This window comes from Ekhidna algicida (genome assembly GCF_051379705.1).
GTDB lineage: Bacteria > Bacteroidota > Bacteroidia > Cytophagales > Cyclobacteriaceae > Ekhidna.
In genome coordinates this window covers 1,536,458-1,552,557 of the sequence record NZ_CP179868.1, presented here as the reverse complement: position 1 = coordinate 1,552,557, position 16,100 = coordinate 1,536,458, and the positions used below count along the sequence as shown (strand labels likewise).

The following is a 16,100-nucleotide window of genomic DNA, read 5'->3' as shown; positions in this document are numbered from 1 at the left end:
TTGATAGTATTCATTAGCACCTATGGGAAAAATCTTAGTCGCCGAAGACTCGCTCATTGTTAACCAACATATTAAACATGCCCTCGAGTCAGGCGGACATGAAGTTGTATCAGTATACTCAGGGAAGGAGGCTGTCAGCGTCGCGTCTACCGAAATTCCAAATCTGATTCTCATGGATATCATGATGGAAACAAATTCAGATGGTATAGATGCAGCATATGAGATAAAACAAAATCTAGATATTCCAATCATCTTTCTCACAGCTCTCACGGACGAGCCGACTATTGAAAAGGCAAAATTTAGTTTACCGTATGGGTATGTAGTCAAGCCATTTAATGAGGCAGAGCTCTTATCAAATATTGATGTTGCGCTCTATAAAGCTCAAGCTGAGAAGAAAATAAAGGAGAACAGCGAGCTTTTCCAGGCCATTATCAATTCGATTGACAAAGCTATCTTTCTGCTGGATTCACAGGGAGTAATTAAATATGCCAACTTGGTTGTAGAGCAAATCACCTCGCGCTCTTTCGATCAATTAATGGATAGAAATATTTATGAAGTACTCAACTTTTCAGATTTAAACAGAGAAGCATATTCTGATATAGTCGGCAAAGAAGAGGCAACTGAGGTAGAGTTGATCTTGGATAGCACCGATCGAGTTTATGGAGATTTCTACTCTCACAATGTTTCACTTGACGAGGAATACACACTTTTCTTCTTTAAAGATATCACTGAGCGAGTACGGATCAGAGAAGCAAACGAAGACATAAAAAACAGGAGGCTACTGTCTTTTATAGAAGGTCAGGAAAAAGAGCGAGAACGAATAGCCAGAGATTTACACGATGGAGTGGGTCAAATAGCCAATATGATAAAATTGGCAGTTAAAAAAGGAGATACACAAGAGGTTTTGGTGGACATGGTAGATCAGTTTCTTGATGAAATGAGAAAGGTCACAGATGGTCTGCTCCCCACACTCCTCAGCGATTTCCCAATAGATGTGTGTTTAAAAAAGATTGTAGATCAGGCGAACAAAAGCTCAAACATTCGATTTGAGTTACAAACAGAGGATTTGCCTGAGTTGGACATGAAACTTAAAGTCAATATATATCGGATCTCACAAGAGAATATCTCAAATATCATCAAGCATTCTGAGGCGACAAGTGCGGCTATTCAGTTATATGGTTTTGAAGATCATATACAAATGTCTATTGAAGATGACGGTGTTGGATTTGAGATAGGAGACTATAAAGAAGACACTTCTCATCATGGCTTACAGAATATCTTATTTAGGGCCGAAGTATTAAATGCAGAGTGTAATATTGACACAAAAAAAGGCTCGGGTACCTTTATCAGTTTAAAAATTCCATATGAAAAAGACTAAATTATTTCTAGTAGAAGATCATGAGTTGGTGCGTAAGGGAGTTCGCAGCATTATCGATATGGATCAGTCGATTGAGATTATCGGAGAGTATGATCGCTCTACCAAAGCCATTTCAGCACTAGATGAGGGCAATATTCCGGACATCATATTGATGGATATTTCCATGCCCGAAATGACCGGACTGGAAGCCTCCAAATTAATAGGAGAAAAATATCCTGACATTAAAATCATAATCCTAAGCATGTATAAGGATGAGGAGTACGTTATGGAAGGTTTAAATTTCAATATCGCAGGGTATGTTGTAAAAGACAGTGTAGCAGACGAAATTTTAGTAGCTATTGAAAAGGTATTAGATGGAGGAAAATTCTTTAGTCGAGAAGTAATTGACACAGCACTCAACTCCTATAAAGAAATAAAGAAAGAGAAGAAAAAGGCCGAAAGTGTCCAGCTTACTAAACGAGAGATTGAAGTTTTAAATGATATTTCAAACGGTTTGAAAAGCCAGGAAATAGCAGACAAACTTTTTATTAGTGAGAGAACCGTGGAGGCGCATCGAGGCAATATCATGAAAAAGCTTCATGCTAAAAATATGGCTGAACTCATCAAAAAAGCCATGAATTTAGGGTTGATTGAGTCCTAAATTCATAGTTATTTTAACTATTGCAAGAGCCGTATTTACCTGAATTTTAAATTCTTCCTTTAATAGTACATTTGATTGGTTTTAGTAATTCAGGTCATGTTTGACATGACAATGTTGGGTTTTGACAGCTATGATTATTTCAAACACACATCAGACAATCAATGCGCTAAAAAAAATAGTGCCAAATGGCTTTGTGTTCGTATTAGATACTACAGATCGGTCTTTTGTATATAAATGTTCTGAAAAGCCCACTCATGAGGAACAAGTCATTGAGCTTGATAAAGCGCATGGCATAGATACTCTCACTAAATTCAACGACTTCTATTCTCACGAAGATGATAATTCGATCGTAAAGCTTAAGCGGATTGGGCAAAATACCTTTATGGGACTGTGTGCATCTAAAAACAAGCTTTCTGAAGACCAAATGGATTTTGCGGACGATTATTTGAATCGCACCAATTGAATAGTATTCCAACGACATCACATATTTCACTTCAGTGAATTAGTGTCAATTATAAAGCCTCGACAATCTACATTAAGGTTCGGCAGTTGTTTGCACAATTTCTTCCCCATCCTGATAAAAAAAGGCTAACCAATTGTATTGCAATTGATTAGCCTTGAAAAAGTGAACTCGGAGGGATTCGAACCCCCAATCTCCTGGGCCGTAACCAGGTGCATTATCCAGTTGTGCTACGAGTCCGTTGGGAGCGCAAAAGTAACAATTATGCTTTAAAATTTTCGTTACTGCTCCATGATTCTATCTTTGCCGAAATTTTTCTTATTCAGGCTTTGAATCATTTAACATTCATTAAGAACGAAAAAAAGGAAAAAGCCTCTTCTTTGCAGGAAACATGATAAAAAATATGAGATACATATACGGAGTACTATTTGCCCTTTTAGTTTTAAGTGCAAGCGCGCAAGATGGTTTGAAGCGACCTGATATTCCAGGTGAACTGATGGTTGATATAGGATTCAACGTATGGTCATCTATGCCAGGAGCTCTGGAAAGAAGAACATGGTCGTCCAAGTCTGTCGCTTTGTATTACACTAAAAGAAAAGCATTTAGTAGCAAGCTATCGCTCAACTATGGTATTGGGCTTGGATTAGAAAAAATGAGTTTGGGTGATTCTGCAACCTTGTTCAGTAATGTACTAGTCAATGACACCTTAAACTCGGTTTTAATTGGTCCAAACCCGCAAAACTTTGATAAAAATAAGCTTGCCACTACGTATTTGGATATACCGATTGAATTCCGATTTCATCCAATGGGGACAGAGGATGGTGAAGGATTATTCCTTGGAGTAGGCGGTATCGTTGGATTACGCCTTAATGCTCACACCAAGTGGAAATACAATAACAACGGTGAAACTGTTAGAGATAAAGTGACTGGTAAATTCAACCTTAATTCAATCAGGTACGGTTATCAAGTAAGGGCCGGATTTAGAGGAGTGCATGTCTTCTACAAACGCTATGTATCCCCGGTATTCAATGATACATTTGATGATGGATTCGATCCTGTCATGAGCACAATTGGCATCAACGTCACCGGATTCTAAAAAATCACAAGTATGGTCAGGAAGCTGTATGTAAATCCCAGTATAGCTCCTGACCATATTTCTTTTGGCTCATGATAGCCGAGATATAATCTGCTAGATGCTACGAGTCCTGCAGCCAGGATTAACGCATAATAATACCATCCAATATTCACGCCCATAGCCACCGTAAGTGCGCTTACAAAGCCAACGCCACTCCAAATTGCAGCTGTGTGAATGCTAATCTTAAACCATCTGGTGATGATTAACAGGATAACAATAAGAATAGAAACTCCAATCATTACGGCCATAAAAACAGGACCCATTCTCAGCTTATCAGCAAATAAATATGAGGATGCCACATAGTAGAATGCGATAAAGATGAAAGGTCTGATTCGCTCAGTTCGTTTCGTCAACTCAAGATTTGAAATAAAAGAAAAAGTACGAAGCAGGAAGATGCTCAGTGCAGGCATCAGACATGTAGTTATAAAAATCACAAGTAAAAACTGAGGAACAGCCTGAGGGACTACTCGTGGAAACAATTCAGGAGATTTGGTAAAGAGCACATAGCTTAAATAAGTAGCCATGAGCAACGGGTGGAATACCACCGAAACGATCTTCATTAATATTCTCAAAGTTCTTTTCTGAGGCGTGCCACAGGTATATTTAGCTGCTCCCTATATTTTGCTACTGTTCTCCTCGCAATGTTATAACCACACTCTTTTAAGGCCTTTTCGAGTTTTTCATCAGATAGTGGTTTAGACTTATCTTCTTTATCAATGAAGGATTTAAGCTTATTCTTTACTTCACGACTACTTACATCTTCACCAGACTCGGTAGATATTCCTTCCGAGAAAAAATATTTCAATGGAAAAACTCCAAACTCAGTCTGAACGGCTTTGCTACTTGCTACCCGAGAAACTGTAGAAATATCCATATTGATTCGCTCCGCGATATCTTTCAGAATCATTGGCCTTAACTTGCTCTCGTCTCCCTCCAGAAAGTATTCATACTGAAAATCAATAATTGCCTGCATGGTATTAAGCAAGGTTTGCTGGCGCTGACGAATGGCGTCTATAAACCATTTAGCTGAGTCTAGTTTCTGCTTGATGAATGAAACGGTTTCCTTCAGCTTCTTATCCTTTTTATTACTCTTATCGTACGCTTGCAGCATTTCCGAATAAGATCGACTTACTTTCAGTTGCGGTGCATTTCGCGAATTGAGCGAAAGTTCAAGCTTGTCGTCATTGTTTGCGAGAATAAAATCAGGAATCACATATTGTGTTTTAGCGACTTCATCGCCCGTTCCTCCCGGCTTTGGATTCAGTTTTGTGATCAGGTAAATAGCCTCTCGCAAGAGATCTTCATTATCAAGACTAAGTTTGCGTGCTATTTTATCGTAATGTTTTTTTGAAAACTCATTGAAACATGAGTCGATGATTCGCTTAGCAATTATGACAATTTCATTGTCTTCATCTTTTCGCTCCAGTTGCAATGAAAGGCACTCTTGCAAATTTCTTGCTCCAATACCAGCCGGATCAAAATTCTGAATTCTGAATAAAAGATCTTCAAGTTCTTCTTCATCAGTTTCCACTCCTTGCGAAAATGCCAGATCGTTTACGATAGCCTCAAGGTCTCTGCGGATATATCCATCAGAATCAATACTTCCAATCAATTGTTGCCCGAGCACTCTCTGCCGATCATCAAGCTTTAAATATCCAAGCTGAGAAATAAGGTGTTCATGTAGGCTTTTTCCCACAGAAATCGGAGATTCTTTGTCTTCTTCATCAGGGTTACGACCATCTCCCTGCATCTTGTACCCTGCGTAATCATCTTGCAAATAATCTTCAATACCCTCTGTGTCACTTTCGTATTCATCGTCAAACTCTTCCGATTGCTCGTCCGCTTCTTTTTCTTCTTTACCTTCTTCCAGAGCAGGATTCACCTCCAGTTCTTCTTCCACACGCGCTTCTAGCTCGGCTGTGGGCACTTGTAGGAGCTTTATGAACTGTATCTGTTGAGGAGACAGCTTCTGTTGAAGCGATTGTGTTAGCGAGAGTTTTTGCATTATCAAATCCTAATATGTCAAAAATATCACATTCGTTACTTTTGCCGCGCAAATATTTAACGATGGTGGACAAAATTAGAAGAACAAAAATCAGGCAAATTCTTAATGATGGGAAATCAGGACAAGAATTATGTGTAAAAGGATGGGTGCGAACAAAGCGTGAAAGCAAAAATGTTGCGTTTATAGCGCTTAATGACGGTTCTACCATTAACAATTTACAATTGGTACTTGATGTGCCAAAAATGGACGAACAGATTTTAAGAAAAATTACAACCGGAGCAAGTATTTCAGCGATTGGAAAATTAGCTGAATCGCAAGGAGCCGGACAGTCTGTTGAGCTTTTAGTAGAAAATATCGAAGTGCTAGGTGAAGCTCATCCAGATGAATACCCACTGCAGCCCAAAAGACATTCGTTAGAATTTTTGAGAGAGATAGCTCACCTGAGGCCCAGAACGAATACGTTTGGCGCTGTTTTTCGAGTAAGACATGAAATGGCGTATGCATTGCATACATTCTTTCATAAGAAAGGATTTTTAAACCTGCATACCCCAATACTTACAGCTTCTGATGCTGAAGGAGCAGGAGAGACGTTCAGAGTTACCACACTGGATCTCAATAATGTTCCTAAAACAGAAGACGGAAAAGTTGACTATAAGCAAGACTTTTTTGAGAAGGAGACAAATCTTACAGTGTCCGGACAGTTGGAAGGAGAGCTTGCGGCATTAGCTGTATCTGAGATTTATACATTTGGTCCAACTTTCCGTGCAGAGAACAGCAACACCACCAGGCACTTAGCTGAGTTTTGGATGGTGGAGCCGGAAATGGCATTCTACGATCTGGAAGATACAATGGATCTTGCAGAGGAGATGTTAAGATATGTTGTTCAGCATGCGCTTGAGAACTGCCAGGATGATTTGGCATTCTTAAATAAACGTGCAGAGGATGAGGAAAAGACTAAGCCTCAGCATCAAAGAAGTGAGATGACTTTATTGGAGCGCTTGCAGTTTGTAGCTGATAATGATTTTGAGCGCGTATCGTATACCGATGCTATTGAAATTCTAAGAAGGTCGAAACCGAATCAGAAAAAGAAGTTTCAGTTTCTTATCGATGAATGGGGAGCCGATCTTCAATCTGAGCATGAGCGGTTTCTTGTAGAAAAACATTTTAAAAAGCCGGTAATACTTTTCAACTACCCGAAAGGTATCAAGGCATTTTATATGCGTCAAAATGATGACGATAAGACCGTTGCTGCTATGGATGTGCTTTTTCCGGGAATAGGGGAGATCGTGGGAGGATCGCAGCGCGAAGAGCGACAAACAAACCTTGAGGCAAGAATGGATGAAATGAATATCCCAAGAAAAGAGCTGTCGTGGTATCTTGATACACGCAGATTCGGTACCGTACCACACAGTGGATATGGACTTGGATTTGAACGTATGATCCAATTTGTGACTGGAATGGGTAATATCAGAGATGTGATCCCTTTTCCACGCACACCGGGCAACTGCGAGTTTTAAGGTTCTTCTGTTGTTTATGGATAGGACTTAATCTATGCTTTACTGATGATATTTTTATCCTATGTGGAAAAATTCACTCAGATCGTAACTTTTTACTACTTCACTCAGTCGTACTTATAAAATGAATTGGCTAAGAATGAAGACGCTGTTTTTTTGTTTACTGCTTTTCAGTTGCGATTTTGGTTTTTCACAAGATCAAATCATTAAAGGAAAGGTTGTGGATGCAAAGACCAAGCTGCCAATTCCGTATGCTGCCATAGGTATAGTAGGTGAGAATGTAGGAACGGTATCCGACGAAAATGGTCTGTTTCGCGTAGTAATTCCATCGAAGTTTATGGATGACTCACTGACTTTTTCTGAGGTGGTACACGTACGAAAGAAGCTATCTATTGCTCACCTATTGAATAGCAAGGCTATTGTTATAGTACTTGAAGAAGCAATCCGGGAGCTTAGGACTGTAGAAATAACCCCTAAAAAAGAAAAAAGAAGCTATGAAAAACTAGGTGTCAAGCCACTGTTTTATTGGGGGTCTTGCTATGCCAACTTCGAAGGGGGAGCACAAATTGCGCAGCTGATGGAAGCCAGTGCATATCCCATATATTTATCCAAAGCCAGAATAAAAATCGGAGACAATACCCTTGAAAAAGCCAAATTAAGAGTACGAGTGCTTGAAAAAACTGCAGATGGATTACCCGGATTAGATGTATTCGAGGGAGTCTTTATGGATATTGCCTACCAGGAAGGCTGGATTGAGGTTGATCTGAACGAACAGAATTTGGTTATGACTGAGAACTTCTTCATTACGTTCGAGTTTTTAAATCTATCGTGGCAACCAACATCAGGTTATTTCTCTATAGTATGCTCTGAGGTGGATACCTTTTCCAAAAAACAACTTGTGCGCAATGCCAGCTTGGGAAAGTGGCAAAACGCCTTACCTGGACAAAGACATATTTATGCCATTGGTGCAGAAGTATTTAGATTGAAATAATATTAGTCGAACGAATCTTTGATAATGATTTAGTTCTAGACGGGGAAAATGGTCGAGATATGACTCCTTAATAACATTGGGAAATTGCGAGTCCTAATTATAGTAGGTTTCAATTATTTCCTTAAATCGAGGCTCATCACGAAGACGCTCGAAATCAGGCTCACGATATACTGATTCTTTTTTGACTTTTCCTGACTTTAGCGCAGCTTCCAAATGATCAAGTGCTTGTGTGAAGTTTTGGTCAGCAGCATATATGCGAGCTTTTAGCCAATTAGCAAATACAGTATTCTCATATACCGCCTCCCAAATGGTAAATGCTACCAAAGCTTTTTGGGTGAATCCCTGCGTTTTCATCCTTAGGCCTGATTCATAACAGACTGCCCCGGTATAGTTTAAGATTCGATCAATCATCATTTTTTCTTGAAGATTGTCCGACTTGTCTTTTTGTAAGTTCAGTTTCCGAACCTTTCTAATCACCCAATTGAGGCTGCTATTGTCTAGATTTTCTCGTCTAAATGCGGCATTTAGTGAATCGGTAATCGCATTTCGTAGCTGCTGTTCTTTTTTGAAAATTTTGTCTTCTTCTTTCAAGGTCTTTTTAGCCAGCTTAGAATCAATTCTAACACTTTCATCATTAATCAATTCCTTTAGATCCAGTACATCGGATAAGGGAATGGAGTCTTGTTGTGCCTGTATTTTAGCTGTCACAGCTTGCTGAAATTTATCGATATCTTCTTGCATCCAAAGAAGAGACATCCTGAAGTCATCAGGATCGGGCCATGTGTGGGTTAGATTACTTACCAGAAGTATATTATCCATATCTATTGAACTTAGGTACGATCTGAATGATTTGTGCTCCAGATAATTCATATCCCTTGCACCTACAAGTCCGGCATATTTGAAATCTTTTTTTCCCTTGACCATGTATGCTGGAACAGGCGGCTGAGCAGCTCCTACACCGATTACACCGTAAGCTGCCTTTGAAATCACAGCAAGCGAGAGAGCTAATCGTGAACCTCCCGAAAAACCACTCAAGATCACTCGGTCGAAATCTATGGATAGTCTGTTTTCTGTATCAAGAAAAATAGCATCTGCAGCAGTGAAGCTTTGATCATAGCTTCCATTTCGGGAGTTGTGAGTGCAGGCCAGGATGTAACCCAATTCTTCGGCCACATCTGCATAGAGCTTTACAGGTAATGAGCCTCTGGCAGCAGGCTCAAAAAAGTAGATAATTGGCCATTTCTTGTCTGTTGTGTAGTTTGATGGTAAATACAGAGCGTAGGATTGTTTTTTGTCATTCTGGCAAACTACAGTGTCCAAAACTTGCCCGGGAACCTGCGCAAATGAGTAAGCACCAAGCGTAAAAAAAGTGGCGAAGATGAATGCTTTCATACGTCTAGAACAATAAGTTGTAATTGAACCCTGAATTTTCAAACAAAATACGCTTAATGTATTTTTACTAATATGGAGGATTTTATCGGGATTTTTGAAAACCTGCCAGCGATACAAAAATTGCTGTGGGTAGTTTCGTGTTTATTGTTTGTCTGGATATTGGAATTGGCCATTCCGCTCGTTCGTCATGAATACAAAAAATGGAGACATGATGGTATCAATCTGATTTTTTTCTCTTTCTCGATGATTATTAATGTGCTGGTAGGAATCGCTACTGTTGGTGTATTCTTTTGGATTAGTGAGTCAAATATTGGCCTCCTCCAAATGGTAGAGCTTCCATTTTTTGTCGAGTTATTGATTGCAGTAATGGCATTGGATTTCATTGCGCAATATGTGGTGCACTACATGCTTCATCGAGTAAAATGGATGTGGAAGTTTCACATGGTGCATCATAGTGACACGAAAGTTGATGCGACCACAGGAACACGACACCACCCCGGTGATTATTTATTACGAGAATGTTTCGCCATAGCAACTGTGATTGTTTTCGGAATTCCAGTTTCATTTTATGTCTTCTATCGTATCTGTACCATTTTCTTCACCTATGCTACCCATGCCAATATTTCATTACCAAGCTGGCTAGATAAGCCACTCAGCTATATTTTCATTACACCTAATGTGCACAAGTTTCATCATCATTTTGAACGTCCCTGGACAGACACCAATTTTGGAAATATCTTTTCACTATGGGATCGAATTTTTGGAACCTTCGTGTATGATGATCCAAGAAAAATTAAATACGGATTGGATGTAGCTGATGAGACCAAAGACGAAAGCATCAAGTATCAGCTTGGTTTACCACTAAACAAATCCATAAAAACAGACTATTAATTATTCACACTTAAGCGTTTCTACAGGGTTGATATAGGAGGCTTTGAGCGCATGAAAAGCGACTGTTACTGATGATATCAAAAAGGTCAATAATCCAGCAACAATGAATGGCCACATCTGAATATCAATACGAAATGCAAAACCTTCAAGCCATTGATTGAGTGCATAATAGGCAAGTGGTATGGATATCAAAAAGGAAATACCGATCAAAATCATAAACTCTCTCGAGAGTAGAAACATAATCTGAGAGGTATTTATTCCCAATACTTTCCTGACTCCAATCTCTTTCGTACGTTGTTCTACGCTAAAAGTGGCCAATCCAAAAAGGCCAAGACAGGCAACCAGAATTGCCAACACCGAAAATATCAGGGTGATGTCACTAAGCTTTTTTTCAGATTTGTAAGAATCATTGATTCTGTCATCAAGAAAAAAGAAATCAAAGGGACGTTCGGGTAGCACCGACACCCACGCTGATTCCAGATCTGCAATTGCCTTCTGCATCTGACTTCCTTCAATTTTTACAGCTACGTATTTGATGAATAGATTAAATGCTCCAGGCCTTGTATTAAGCGTAATGACAAGTGGCGCAATAGGGAAGTGCTTGGATGCAAAATTATAATCTTCAACTACTCCAACAATCCGACCTTTTAATTCACCTCGGAAATTAAATCTTTTGCCGACAGCTTCTTTTGCACTGTTCCAACCCATGCTTTGCACAAGCGTCTCATTTACCACAAGCGCTAGCGAATCATCTGTCTGAATGGTTTGATCGTAAGCACGTCCTGCAGCCAGTGGAATGTTCATTGTAGATATGAAGTCATGGCGCACATTGAATCTGGGGAATGGCTTGGATTGTTCCATTCCTTCAAATTGATAGTTGCCGACCTGGAATTTTGTTCCTACAATTTCTTCAACAGCGGTCATGGAAAGGATATGAGGGCTTTGCATAGCTTCCGTCTTGAAATTTTCATAATGTTGTCCCATTGGAGACTGGATCACTGGTACCATTATCACATTTTCATCGTCAAAGCCAGCATCTTTGTTTTGTAGAAAATTAAGTTGTTTCAATACGATGAATGTGCCGATGATGAGCATGATTGAAATGGAAAACTGGGCAGTTACTAAAATCTTCCTGAAGTTCATCCCACTGGTCTTGAGTTGGCTTCCCTTCAAGACAGAAACAGTTTTGAATGAGGACAGAACAAAGGCTGGGTAGAATCCAGAAAACAACCCAATGATCAAACCGGAAGCAATAAGGCTGAATAAGAATATGGGTTCTAGCAGAATAGCTATTGACACTGATTTTTCTGTAAGTCCATTGAATGCTGGCAATACAGATATGACAATGATTACCCCGATGAGGAGTGAGGTGAATGTCAATAATATGGATTCGAAAATAAACTGACTAATCAACTGTGATTTGGCGCTTCCGAGAGACTTTCTTACACCCACTTCTTTTGCTCGATTGGTAGCTCTCGCAGTGCTGAGATTGATGAAATTAATAGCCGCTATGAGGAGAACTAGAACGGCTACAAGACCAAATATGTATACGTTTTTAATATCACTATTTGCCGAAATTTCATAGTCAAGCTTGCTTGTGAGGTGAATATCTTCTATTGGTTGCAACTGTAGCTCAATGTCATCTTTAATAAAATCAGGGAAGTACTTTTGGACAAAATCAGGAAACTGAGCTGTGAATTCTTCGGGTTTTGTGTTTTCTTCCAGGACAATATATGTCCAACAGGGATTCCAATACCATGTGGTAGGATAGCCACCTCCAAAAGAGGATTTAAGGCTGGAAAAAGAAACAATAAAGTCAAAGGCAAAGTGGGCATTTTTTGGAGCATCTTCGAGCACTCCAGTTACCATCAGGTTTTGATTTCCCTGAAATTCCAGCGTCTTTCCCATTGGGTCTTCGTCTGTGAAATATTTTTTTGCCATTGACCGTGTGATCAGAATGGAGTTGGGATCATCAAGTGCTGTTTCCTTGTTACCTGATAATAATTCGAAATCAAAAACATCAAAAAAGGTGGAGTCGGCGAAGAAGATGTTCGATTCATTGAATCCTTTGTCTGCCGCCTTATTCGCCAATGCAAGTGACGGAGACTGGAAGTTGAAAAAGCGCACAGAACTTTCTACTTGACGGCTAAAATCATTTTTGAATGCGGGTCCTGTTGGGAATGGAAGACTTGCTGAGTGCTCACCTACACCCTCACTCTCGAACTTTTCCAGCACTCGGTAGATGCGATCTGATTTTGAGTGAAATTTATCATAGCTCAGCTCATCATTAATGTAAATAAAGATGAGAATAGAACAAGCTAAACCGATTGCCAGTCCACTCACATTAAGAGCAGAGTATACCTTCTGTTTTATAAAATTCCTGTAAGTGACTTTAAAGTAGTTTTTGAACATGGCTATTTGAGTTGAGTTTTGACTTTTCTTTTTGAATGCAAATGGTCGACACAGTCCTAAAATGTCGATAAGGAAGAACAAGTCTGCTTTCCATTTTCGCATGGTCATCAGGCGTTCTTCATAAAGTTCGTGCACGTCTCCCCTGAGTATTTCCAGGTGGTCTTCATGACAAAACCATCCTAAGAATTTATCAGGCCATTTTGGAGGTGAAGACGATTTGGTATTATCAATTCCCGGCATAACCTATTTTAGGTAGCGTATGATACAGCGAGGATCTCAGTTCATAGGATTGATCCAAGGCCTTTCTTCCGTAAGCTGTAATTTGATAGAATCGTTTTCTTCTCCCTCCCCTTTCTGAAGTAGCTCCGCCTTCATGAGAAACTATGAATCCTTTTTTCTCAAGGCGGTTAAGAGCAGAATGAAGTGCACCAATACTTGGGTTGCGTTTTGTTTTTTCCTTAAGCTCTCCTTTAATTGAAATACTATAAGCATTGTCATGCAAAGAGCCTACAATGAGTAGTACCAATTCTTCAAATTCACCTAGCTGTGTATGCTTCATGAATTGATGATACGAAAGAAATACGTATTAGTTTCCTAATCGTATAACAAACAAAAAAAAGTAAAGATCGTTCAGGAAATGGATGAGCTTTTGGTGAGGGCGCCAATTATTTCTAAATAAGGGTTCGCAGGATGCGAACCCTTGAGTCACCACAACCCATTGCTGATTCCTGGCTTTATAGCCACGTCAGTAATTATAATGACACAGATATTCCATATAGGTAAACTTCATAACTGAATGTTAGATAGGTGCTTTTCTGTGAAGTATATATGGTTAGTAGCCCCGGCGAGAATCGAACTCACATCTAAAGTTTAGGAAACTTCTATTCTATCCATTGAACTACGGGGCCTAGAATTAGATGTGTAAAATTAAGAAACTTAATAAACCTCAGGATGCATGTAGTTTGGATAGATTCGCATATGAACTTTTTTCACCTCTTCCGCAAGTAGATTTCTAAGTTCCGGCACGCCAATGCCATTTTTTGCACTGATTTGAATGGACTGTCCCTTTCCATTTTTGGGAGGCAATTCCTCAGTCTTATCAATCTTGTTGAATACTTTGATTGTAGTGATATCTGCAGCTCCAATTTCACCCAAGGTTTCCTCGACTACTCTAATGTGGTCTTCATAGGATGGGTTTGAAGCATCAATTACATGCAGTAGGATGTCTGCCTCCATTACTTCAGCAAGTGTAGATTTAAACGATTCAATCAATGAATGAGGTAGCTTACGGATGAAGCCTACTGTATCGGAGAGTAGGAATGGGAGATTGTCAATTACCACCTTCCTAACCGTGGAATCGACGGTAGCAAATAATTCATCTTTTGCATAAACTTTTTCCTTACTTAGAATTTTCATAAGCGTAGATTTTCCAGCATTAGTATAACCAACAAGTGCTACACGTACAATACCACTGCGGGACTTTCTTTGCGTATTTGATTGCTTCTCAATCTTCTCAAGTTTCTTCTTTAGTACATTGATTTGATCACGGATAATCCTTCTATCTGTTTCGATCTCTTTTTCTCCTGCTCCACCTCGTGTACCTGTCCCGCCTCTTTGACGCTCCAGGTGTGTCCACATCCTGGTTAACCTTGGCAGGAGGTATTGAAAGCGCGCAAGTTCTACCTGTGTCTTGGCCTGTGCAGTTTTAGCTCGTTTTAGAAAAATATCAAGAATCAGTAAGCTTCTATCATATATTTTGACTTTGAGTTCTTTTTCAAGATTCCGTAATTGGGAAGGAGAAAGATCATCATCAAAAACCACCACATCGACCTTTTCCACTTTGCAGAAAGTTTTAATTTCTTCCACCTTGCCTTTCCCCACGAATGTTCTGGGATCGGGATGTTCAAGCTTTTGGGTAAACTTGCCGAGGACATCTATGTTAAGTGTCTGGGACAAAAATTCTAATTCATCCATCATCTCCTCGAGACGTTCATCCGATTCAGATTTGTTACCTAACGCAACTAATATTCCTCTTTCGTTCTTTTTTGCAGTTTCGATCATATTCTCTCGCAAAGTTTGCTAATAAACCATAGCTTACAAAAGTTTGCAACCTAAAGAATTTACAAGTGAAGATTGCTTTTGTTGCCAATACGTGCTGGAATATCTACAATTTTCGAAGAGGTCTCGTTCATCATTTTCTAAATAAAGGAAATGAAGTAGTTGTACTTGCCCCTAAAGATGAGTACTCAGATAGACTACTGGAGTGGGGAGTGAAGTGGATAGATACTCCACTCGAAGGTACTGGAGCCAATCCGGTAAAAGATCTAAGCTATTTACTCAAACTTATAAGTTGTCTAAAGGCTGAAAAACCGGATGTCTTGCTTACCTACACCATCAAAGCAAATATTTATGCCTGTTTAGCTGGCAAGCTTAAGGGAGTCCCTGTGATTTGTAATGTAAGTGGACTTGGTACAGTCTTTTTAGTGAAAGGTATCTCTGGTAAAATAGCCAAGACCTTGTATAGGCTAGCTTTTCGTTTTAGCAGTCATATTTTCTTTCAAAATGAGGATGACGAGAAATTGTTTACATCAATCATCTCAATCGATAAAAATAAAACTGGCATTCTCCCAGGCTCAGGAATAGATTTAGAAGAGTTTAAGGTGGCTCCACTCAGCAATAGTCAGGCTAATAGCTTTGTCATGATTTCAAGAGTGATTATTGAAAAAGGAGTGAGGGAATTTGCGGAGGCAGCATCTCATTTTGCTACGGATGAAAGCGTACGTTTTACCCTTATCGGGAAGTTTGACAAAACACATTCCAGATCCATTTCAAAAGAAGAACTTGATTATTGGATTGGCGCAAATTGGATAGAATATCTGGATCACTCTGACGATATAAAAAAAGTGATTTCGAATCATGAAGCAGTCATTTTACCTTCCTATCGAGAGGGAACTTCCAGAACTTTGCTTGAAGGTGCTGCGCTAGGCAGGCCGCTTATAGCAACAGATGTCCCAGGATGTCGGGAAATTGTTAAGGACGGGTACAATGGATTTCTATGCGAAGTACAAAATGCAAAAAGCCTTCGTGATAAGTTGAAATTATTTCTCTCACTTAATAGCAATGAGAAAGAGCAACTGGCTGCCAACTCTCGTACCTTGGTAGCAGAGAATTATGATGAAAGAATTGTAATTGATATATATGAGAATGCAATACGTCGAATCATCCATTGATCTCTAAATATTTCATCTATTTTTACGACTTATAAACACTTATCTGTGAACC

At 39.4% G+C, this 16,100-nt stretch carries 14 protein-coding genes and 2 tRNA genes; 8 read left to right on the top strand and 8 right to left on the bottom strand.

Features of this window, described 5'->3' with window-relative positions; genetic code table 11:
- The first annotated feature begins 22 nt into the window (after nucleotides 1-22).
- The 3 genes from ACL8WY_RS06675 to ACL8WY_RS06665 all read left to right on the top strand — a co-directional run bounded on the left by ACL8WY_RS06675 (nucleotide 23) and on the right by ACL8WY_RS06665 (nucleotide 2,481).
- A complete protein-coding gene (locus ACL8WY_RS06675) occupies nucleotides 23-1,378 on the top strand; it encodes a response regulator (protein WP_436517650.1) in 1,356 nt (451 codons plus the stop codon).
- Nucleotides 1,365-2,018 (top strand): response regulator, encoded by a 654-nt coding sequence (locus ACL8WY_RS06670; RefSeq protein WP_436517649.1) that lies wholly within the window; start codon nucleotides 1,365-1,367, stop codon nucleotides 2,016-2,018. The genes ACL8WY_RS06675 and ACL8WY_RS06670 overlap by 14 nt, the downstream gene beginning before the upstream one ends.
- A 130-nt stretch (nucleotides 2,019-2,148) precedes the next feature.
- Nucleotides 2,149-2,481 carry a hypothetical protein gene (locus ACL8WY_RS06665; protein WP_436517648.1) on the top strand — a complete coding sequence of 111 codons (333 nt, stop codon included), beginning with the start codon at nucleotides 2,149-2,151 and terminating at the stop codon, nucleotides 2,479-2,481.
- A gap of 163 nt (nucleotides 2,482-2,644) precedes the next feature.
- Here ACL8WY_RS06665 and ACL8WY_RS06660 read toward each other — a convergent pair.
- Nucleotides 2,645-2,718, bottom strand: a tRNA-Arg gene (locus ACL8WY_RS06660).
- A 163-nt stretch (nucleotides 2,719-2,881) separates the two neighbouring features.
- Here ACL8WY_RS06660 and ACL8WY_RS06655 point away from each other — a divergent pair.
- Nucleotides 2,882-3,574, top strand: coding sequence for an outer membrane beta-barrel protein (locus ACL8WY_RS06655; protein WP_436517647.1), 693 nt, complete (start codon nucleotides 2,882-2,884; stop codon nucleotides 3,572-3,574).
- Here ACL8WY_RS06655 and ACL8WY_RS06650 read toward each other — a convergent pair.
- Together ACL8WY_RS06650 and rpoN are read right to left on the bottom strand one after the other, a co-directional pair.
- The gene (locus ACL8WY_RS06650; RefSeq protein ID WP_436517646.1) at nucleotides 3,571-4,137 is read right to left on the bottom strand and encodes a hypothetical protein; all 567 of its coding nucleotides are present in this window, start codon (nucleotides 4,135-4,137) and stop codon (nucleotides 3,571-3,573) included. The genes ACL8WY_RS06655 and ACL8WY_RS06650 overlap by 4 nt on opposite strands.
- Before the next feature lie 44 nt (nucleotides 4,138-4,181).
- Nucleotides 4,182-5,618, bottom strand: a complete 1,437-nt coding sequence (rpoN, locus tag ACL8WY_RS06645; protein ID WP_436517645.1) for an RNA polymerase factor sigma-54 — start codon at nucleotides 5,616-5,618, stop codon at nucleotides 4,182-4,184.
- 62 nt (nucleotides 5,619-5,680) lie between these two features.
- Between rpoN and asnS the strand changes: the two genes are divergently transcribed.
- Complete coding sequence (gene asnS, locus ACL8WY_RS06640; RefSeq protein ID WP_436517644.1) at nucleotides 5,681-7,135, top strand: asparagine--tRNA ligase; 1,455 nt, start codon at nucleotides 5,681-5,683, stop codon at nucleotides 7,133-7,135.
- 136 nt (nucleotides 7,136-7,271) lie between these two features.
- Nucleotides 7,272-8,123: a carboxypeptidase-like regulatory domain-containing protein gene (locus ACL8WY_RS06635; protein ID WP_436517643.1), complete on the top strand. Its 852-nt coding sequence runs from the start codon at nucleotides 7,272-7,274 to the stop codon at nucleotides 8,121-8,123.
- 93 nt (nucleotides 8,124-8,216) lie between these two features.
- Here ACL8WY_RS06635 and ACL8WY_RS06630 read toward each other — a convergent pair whose 3' ends face one another.
- Nucleotides 8,217-9,515 carry a TPR end-of-group domain-containing protein gene (locus tag ACL8WY_RS06630; RefSeq protein ID WP_436517642.1) on the bottom strand — a complete coding sequence of 433 codons (1,299 nt, stop codon included), beginning with the start codon at nucleotides 9,513-9,515 and terminating at the stop codon, nucleotides 8,217-8,219.
- A 72-nt stretch (nucleotides 9,516-9,587) separates the two neighbouring features.
- On the opposite strand from ACL8WY_RS06630, the gene ACL8WY_RS06625 reads away from it, so the two are divergent.
- A complete protein-coding gene (locus ACL8WY_RS06625) occupies nucleotides 9,588-10,406 on the top strand; it encodes a sterol desaturase family protein (protein WP_436517641.1) in 819 nt (272 codons plus the stop codon).
- Here the strand turns inward: ACL8WY_RS06625 and ACL8WY_RS06620 are convergent, their stop codons facing one another.
- From ACL8WY_RS06620 to hflX, 4 genes are all read right to left on the bottom strand, one after another.
- Nucleotides 10,407-13,058: an ABC transporter permease gene (locus ACL8WY_RS06620; protein ID WP_436517640.1), complete on the bottom strand. Its 2,652-nt coding sequence runs from the start codon at nucleotides 13,056-13,058 to the stop codon at nucleotides 10,407-10,409. It abuts the gene before it with no gap.
- Nucleotides 13,045-13,377 carry a PadR family transcriptional regulator gene (locus ACL8WY_RS06615; protein WP_436517639.1) on the bottom strand — a complete coding sequence of 111 codons (333 nt, stop codon included), beginning with the start codon at nucleotides 13,375-13,377 and terminating at the stop codon, nucleotides 13,045-13,047. Before ACL8WY_RS06615 ends, ACL8WY_RS06620 begins: the two co-directional genes overlap by 14 nt.
- 277 nt (nucleotides 13,378-13,654) lie before the next feature.
- Nucleotides 13,655-13,726 (bottom strand) — tRNA-Arg (locus ACL8WY_RS06610).
- A 28-nt stretch (nucleotides 13,727-13,754) separates the two neighbouring features.
- The gene (gene hflX, locus ACL8WY_RS06605) at nucleotides 13,755-14,879 is read right to left on the bottom strand and encodes a GTPase HflX (RefSeq protein ID WP_436517638.1); all 1,125 of its coding nucleotides are present in this window, start codon (nucleotides 14,877-14,879) and stop codon (nucleotides 13,755-13,757) included.
- 65 nt (nucleotides 14,880-14,944) lie between these two features.
- On the opposite strand from hflX, the gene ACL8WY_RS06600 reads away from it, so the two are divergent.
- A complete protein-coding gene (locus ACL8WY_RS06600) occupies nucleotides 14,945-16,048 on the top strand; it encodes a glycosyltransferase family 4 protein (RefSeq protein ID WP_436517637.1) in 1,104 nt (367 codons plus the stop codon).
- Nucleotides 16,049-16,100: the final 52 nt, after the last annotated feature.

Excerpts from the sequence above, each read along its gene's own strand:
- ACL8WY_RS06675 (WP_436517650.1), top strand. The coding sequence starts at position 23 with ATGGGAAAAATCTTAGTCGCCGAAGACTCGCTCATTGTTAACCAACAT.
- ACL8WY_RS06670 (WP_436517649.1), top strand. The coding sequence starts at position 1,365 with ATGAAAAAGACTAAATTATTTCTAGTAGAAGATCATGAGTTGGTGCGT.
- ACL8WY_RS06665 (WP_436517648.1), top strand. The coding sequence starts at position 2,149 with ATGATTATTTCAAACACACATCAGACAATCAATGCGCTAAAAAAAATA.
- ACL8WY_RS06655 (WP_436517647.1), top strand. The coding sequence starts at position 2,882 with ATGAGATACATATACGGAGTACTATTTGCCCTTTTAGTTTTAAGTGCA.
- ACL8WY_RS06650 (WP_436517646.1), bottom strand. The coding sequence starts at position 4,137 with ATGGCTACTTATTTAAGCTATGTGCTCTTTACCAAATCTCCTGAATTG.
- rpoN (WP_436517645.1), bottom strand. The coding sequence starts at position 5,618 with ATGCAAAAACTCTCGCTAACACAATCGCTTCAACAGAAGCTGTCTCCT.
- asnS (WP_436517644.1), top strand. The coding sequence starts at position 5,681 with ATGGTGGACAAAATTAGAAGAACAAAAATCAGGCAAATTCTTAATGAT.
- ACL8WY_RS06635 (WP_436517643.1), top strand. The coding sequence starts at position 7,272 with ATGAAGACGCTGTTTTTTTGTTTACTGCTTTTCAGTTGCGATTTTGGT.
- ACL8WY_RS06630 (WP_436517642.1), bottom strand. The coding sequence starts at position 9,515 with ATGAAAGCATTCATCTTCGCCACTTTTTTTACGCTTGGTGCTTACTCA.
- ACL8WY_RS06625 (WP_436517641.1), top strand. The coding sequence starts at position 9,588 with ATGGAGGATTTTATCGGGATTTTTGAAAACCTGCCAGCGATACAAAAA.
- ACL8WY_RS06620 (WP_436517640.1), bottom strand. The coding sequence starts at position 13,058 with ATGCCGGGAATTGATAATACCAAATCGTCTTCACCTCCAAAATGGCCT.
- ACL8WY_RS06615 (WP_436517639.1), bottom strand. The coding sequence starts at position 13,377 with ATGAAGCATACACAGCTAGGTGAATTTGAAGAATTGGTACTACTCATT.
- hflX (WP_436517638.1), bottom strand. The coding sequence starts at position 14,879 with ATGATCGAAACTGCAAAAAAGAACGAAAGAGGAATATTAGTTGCGTTA.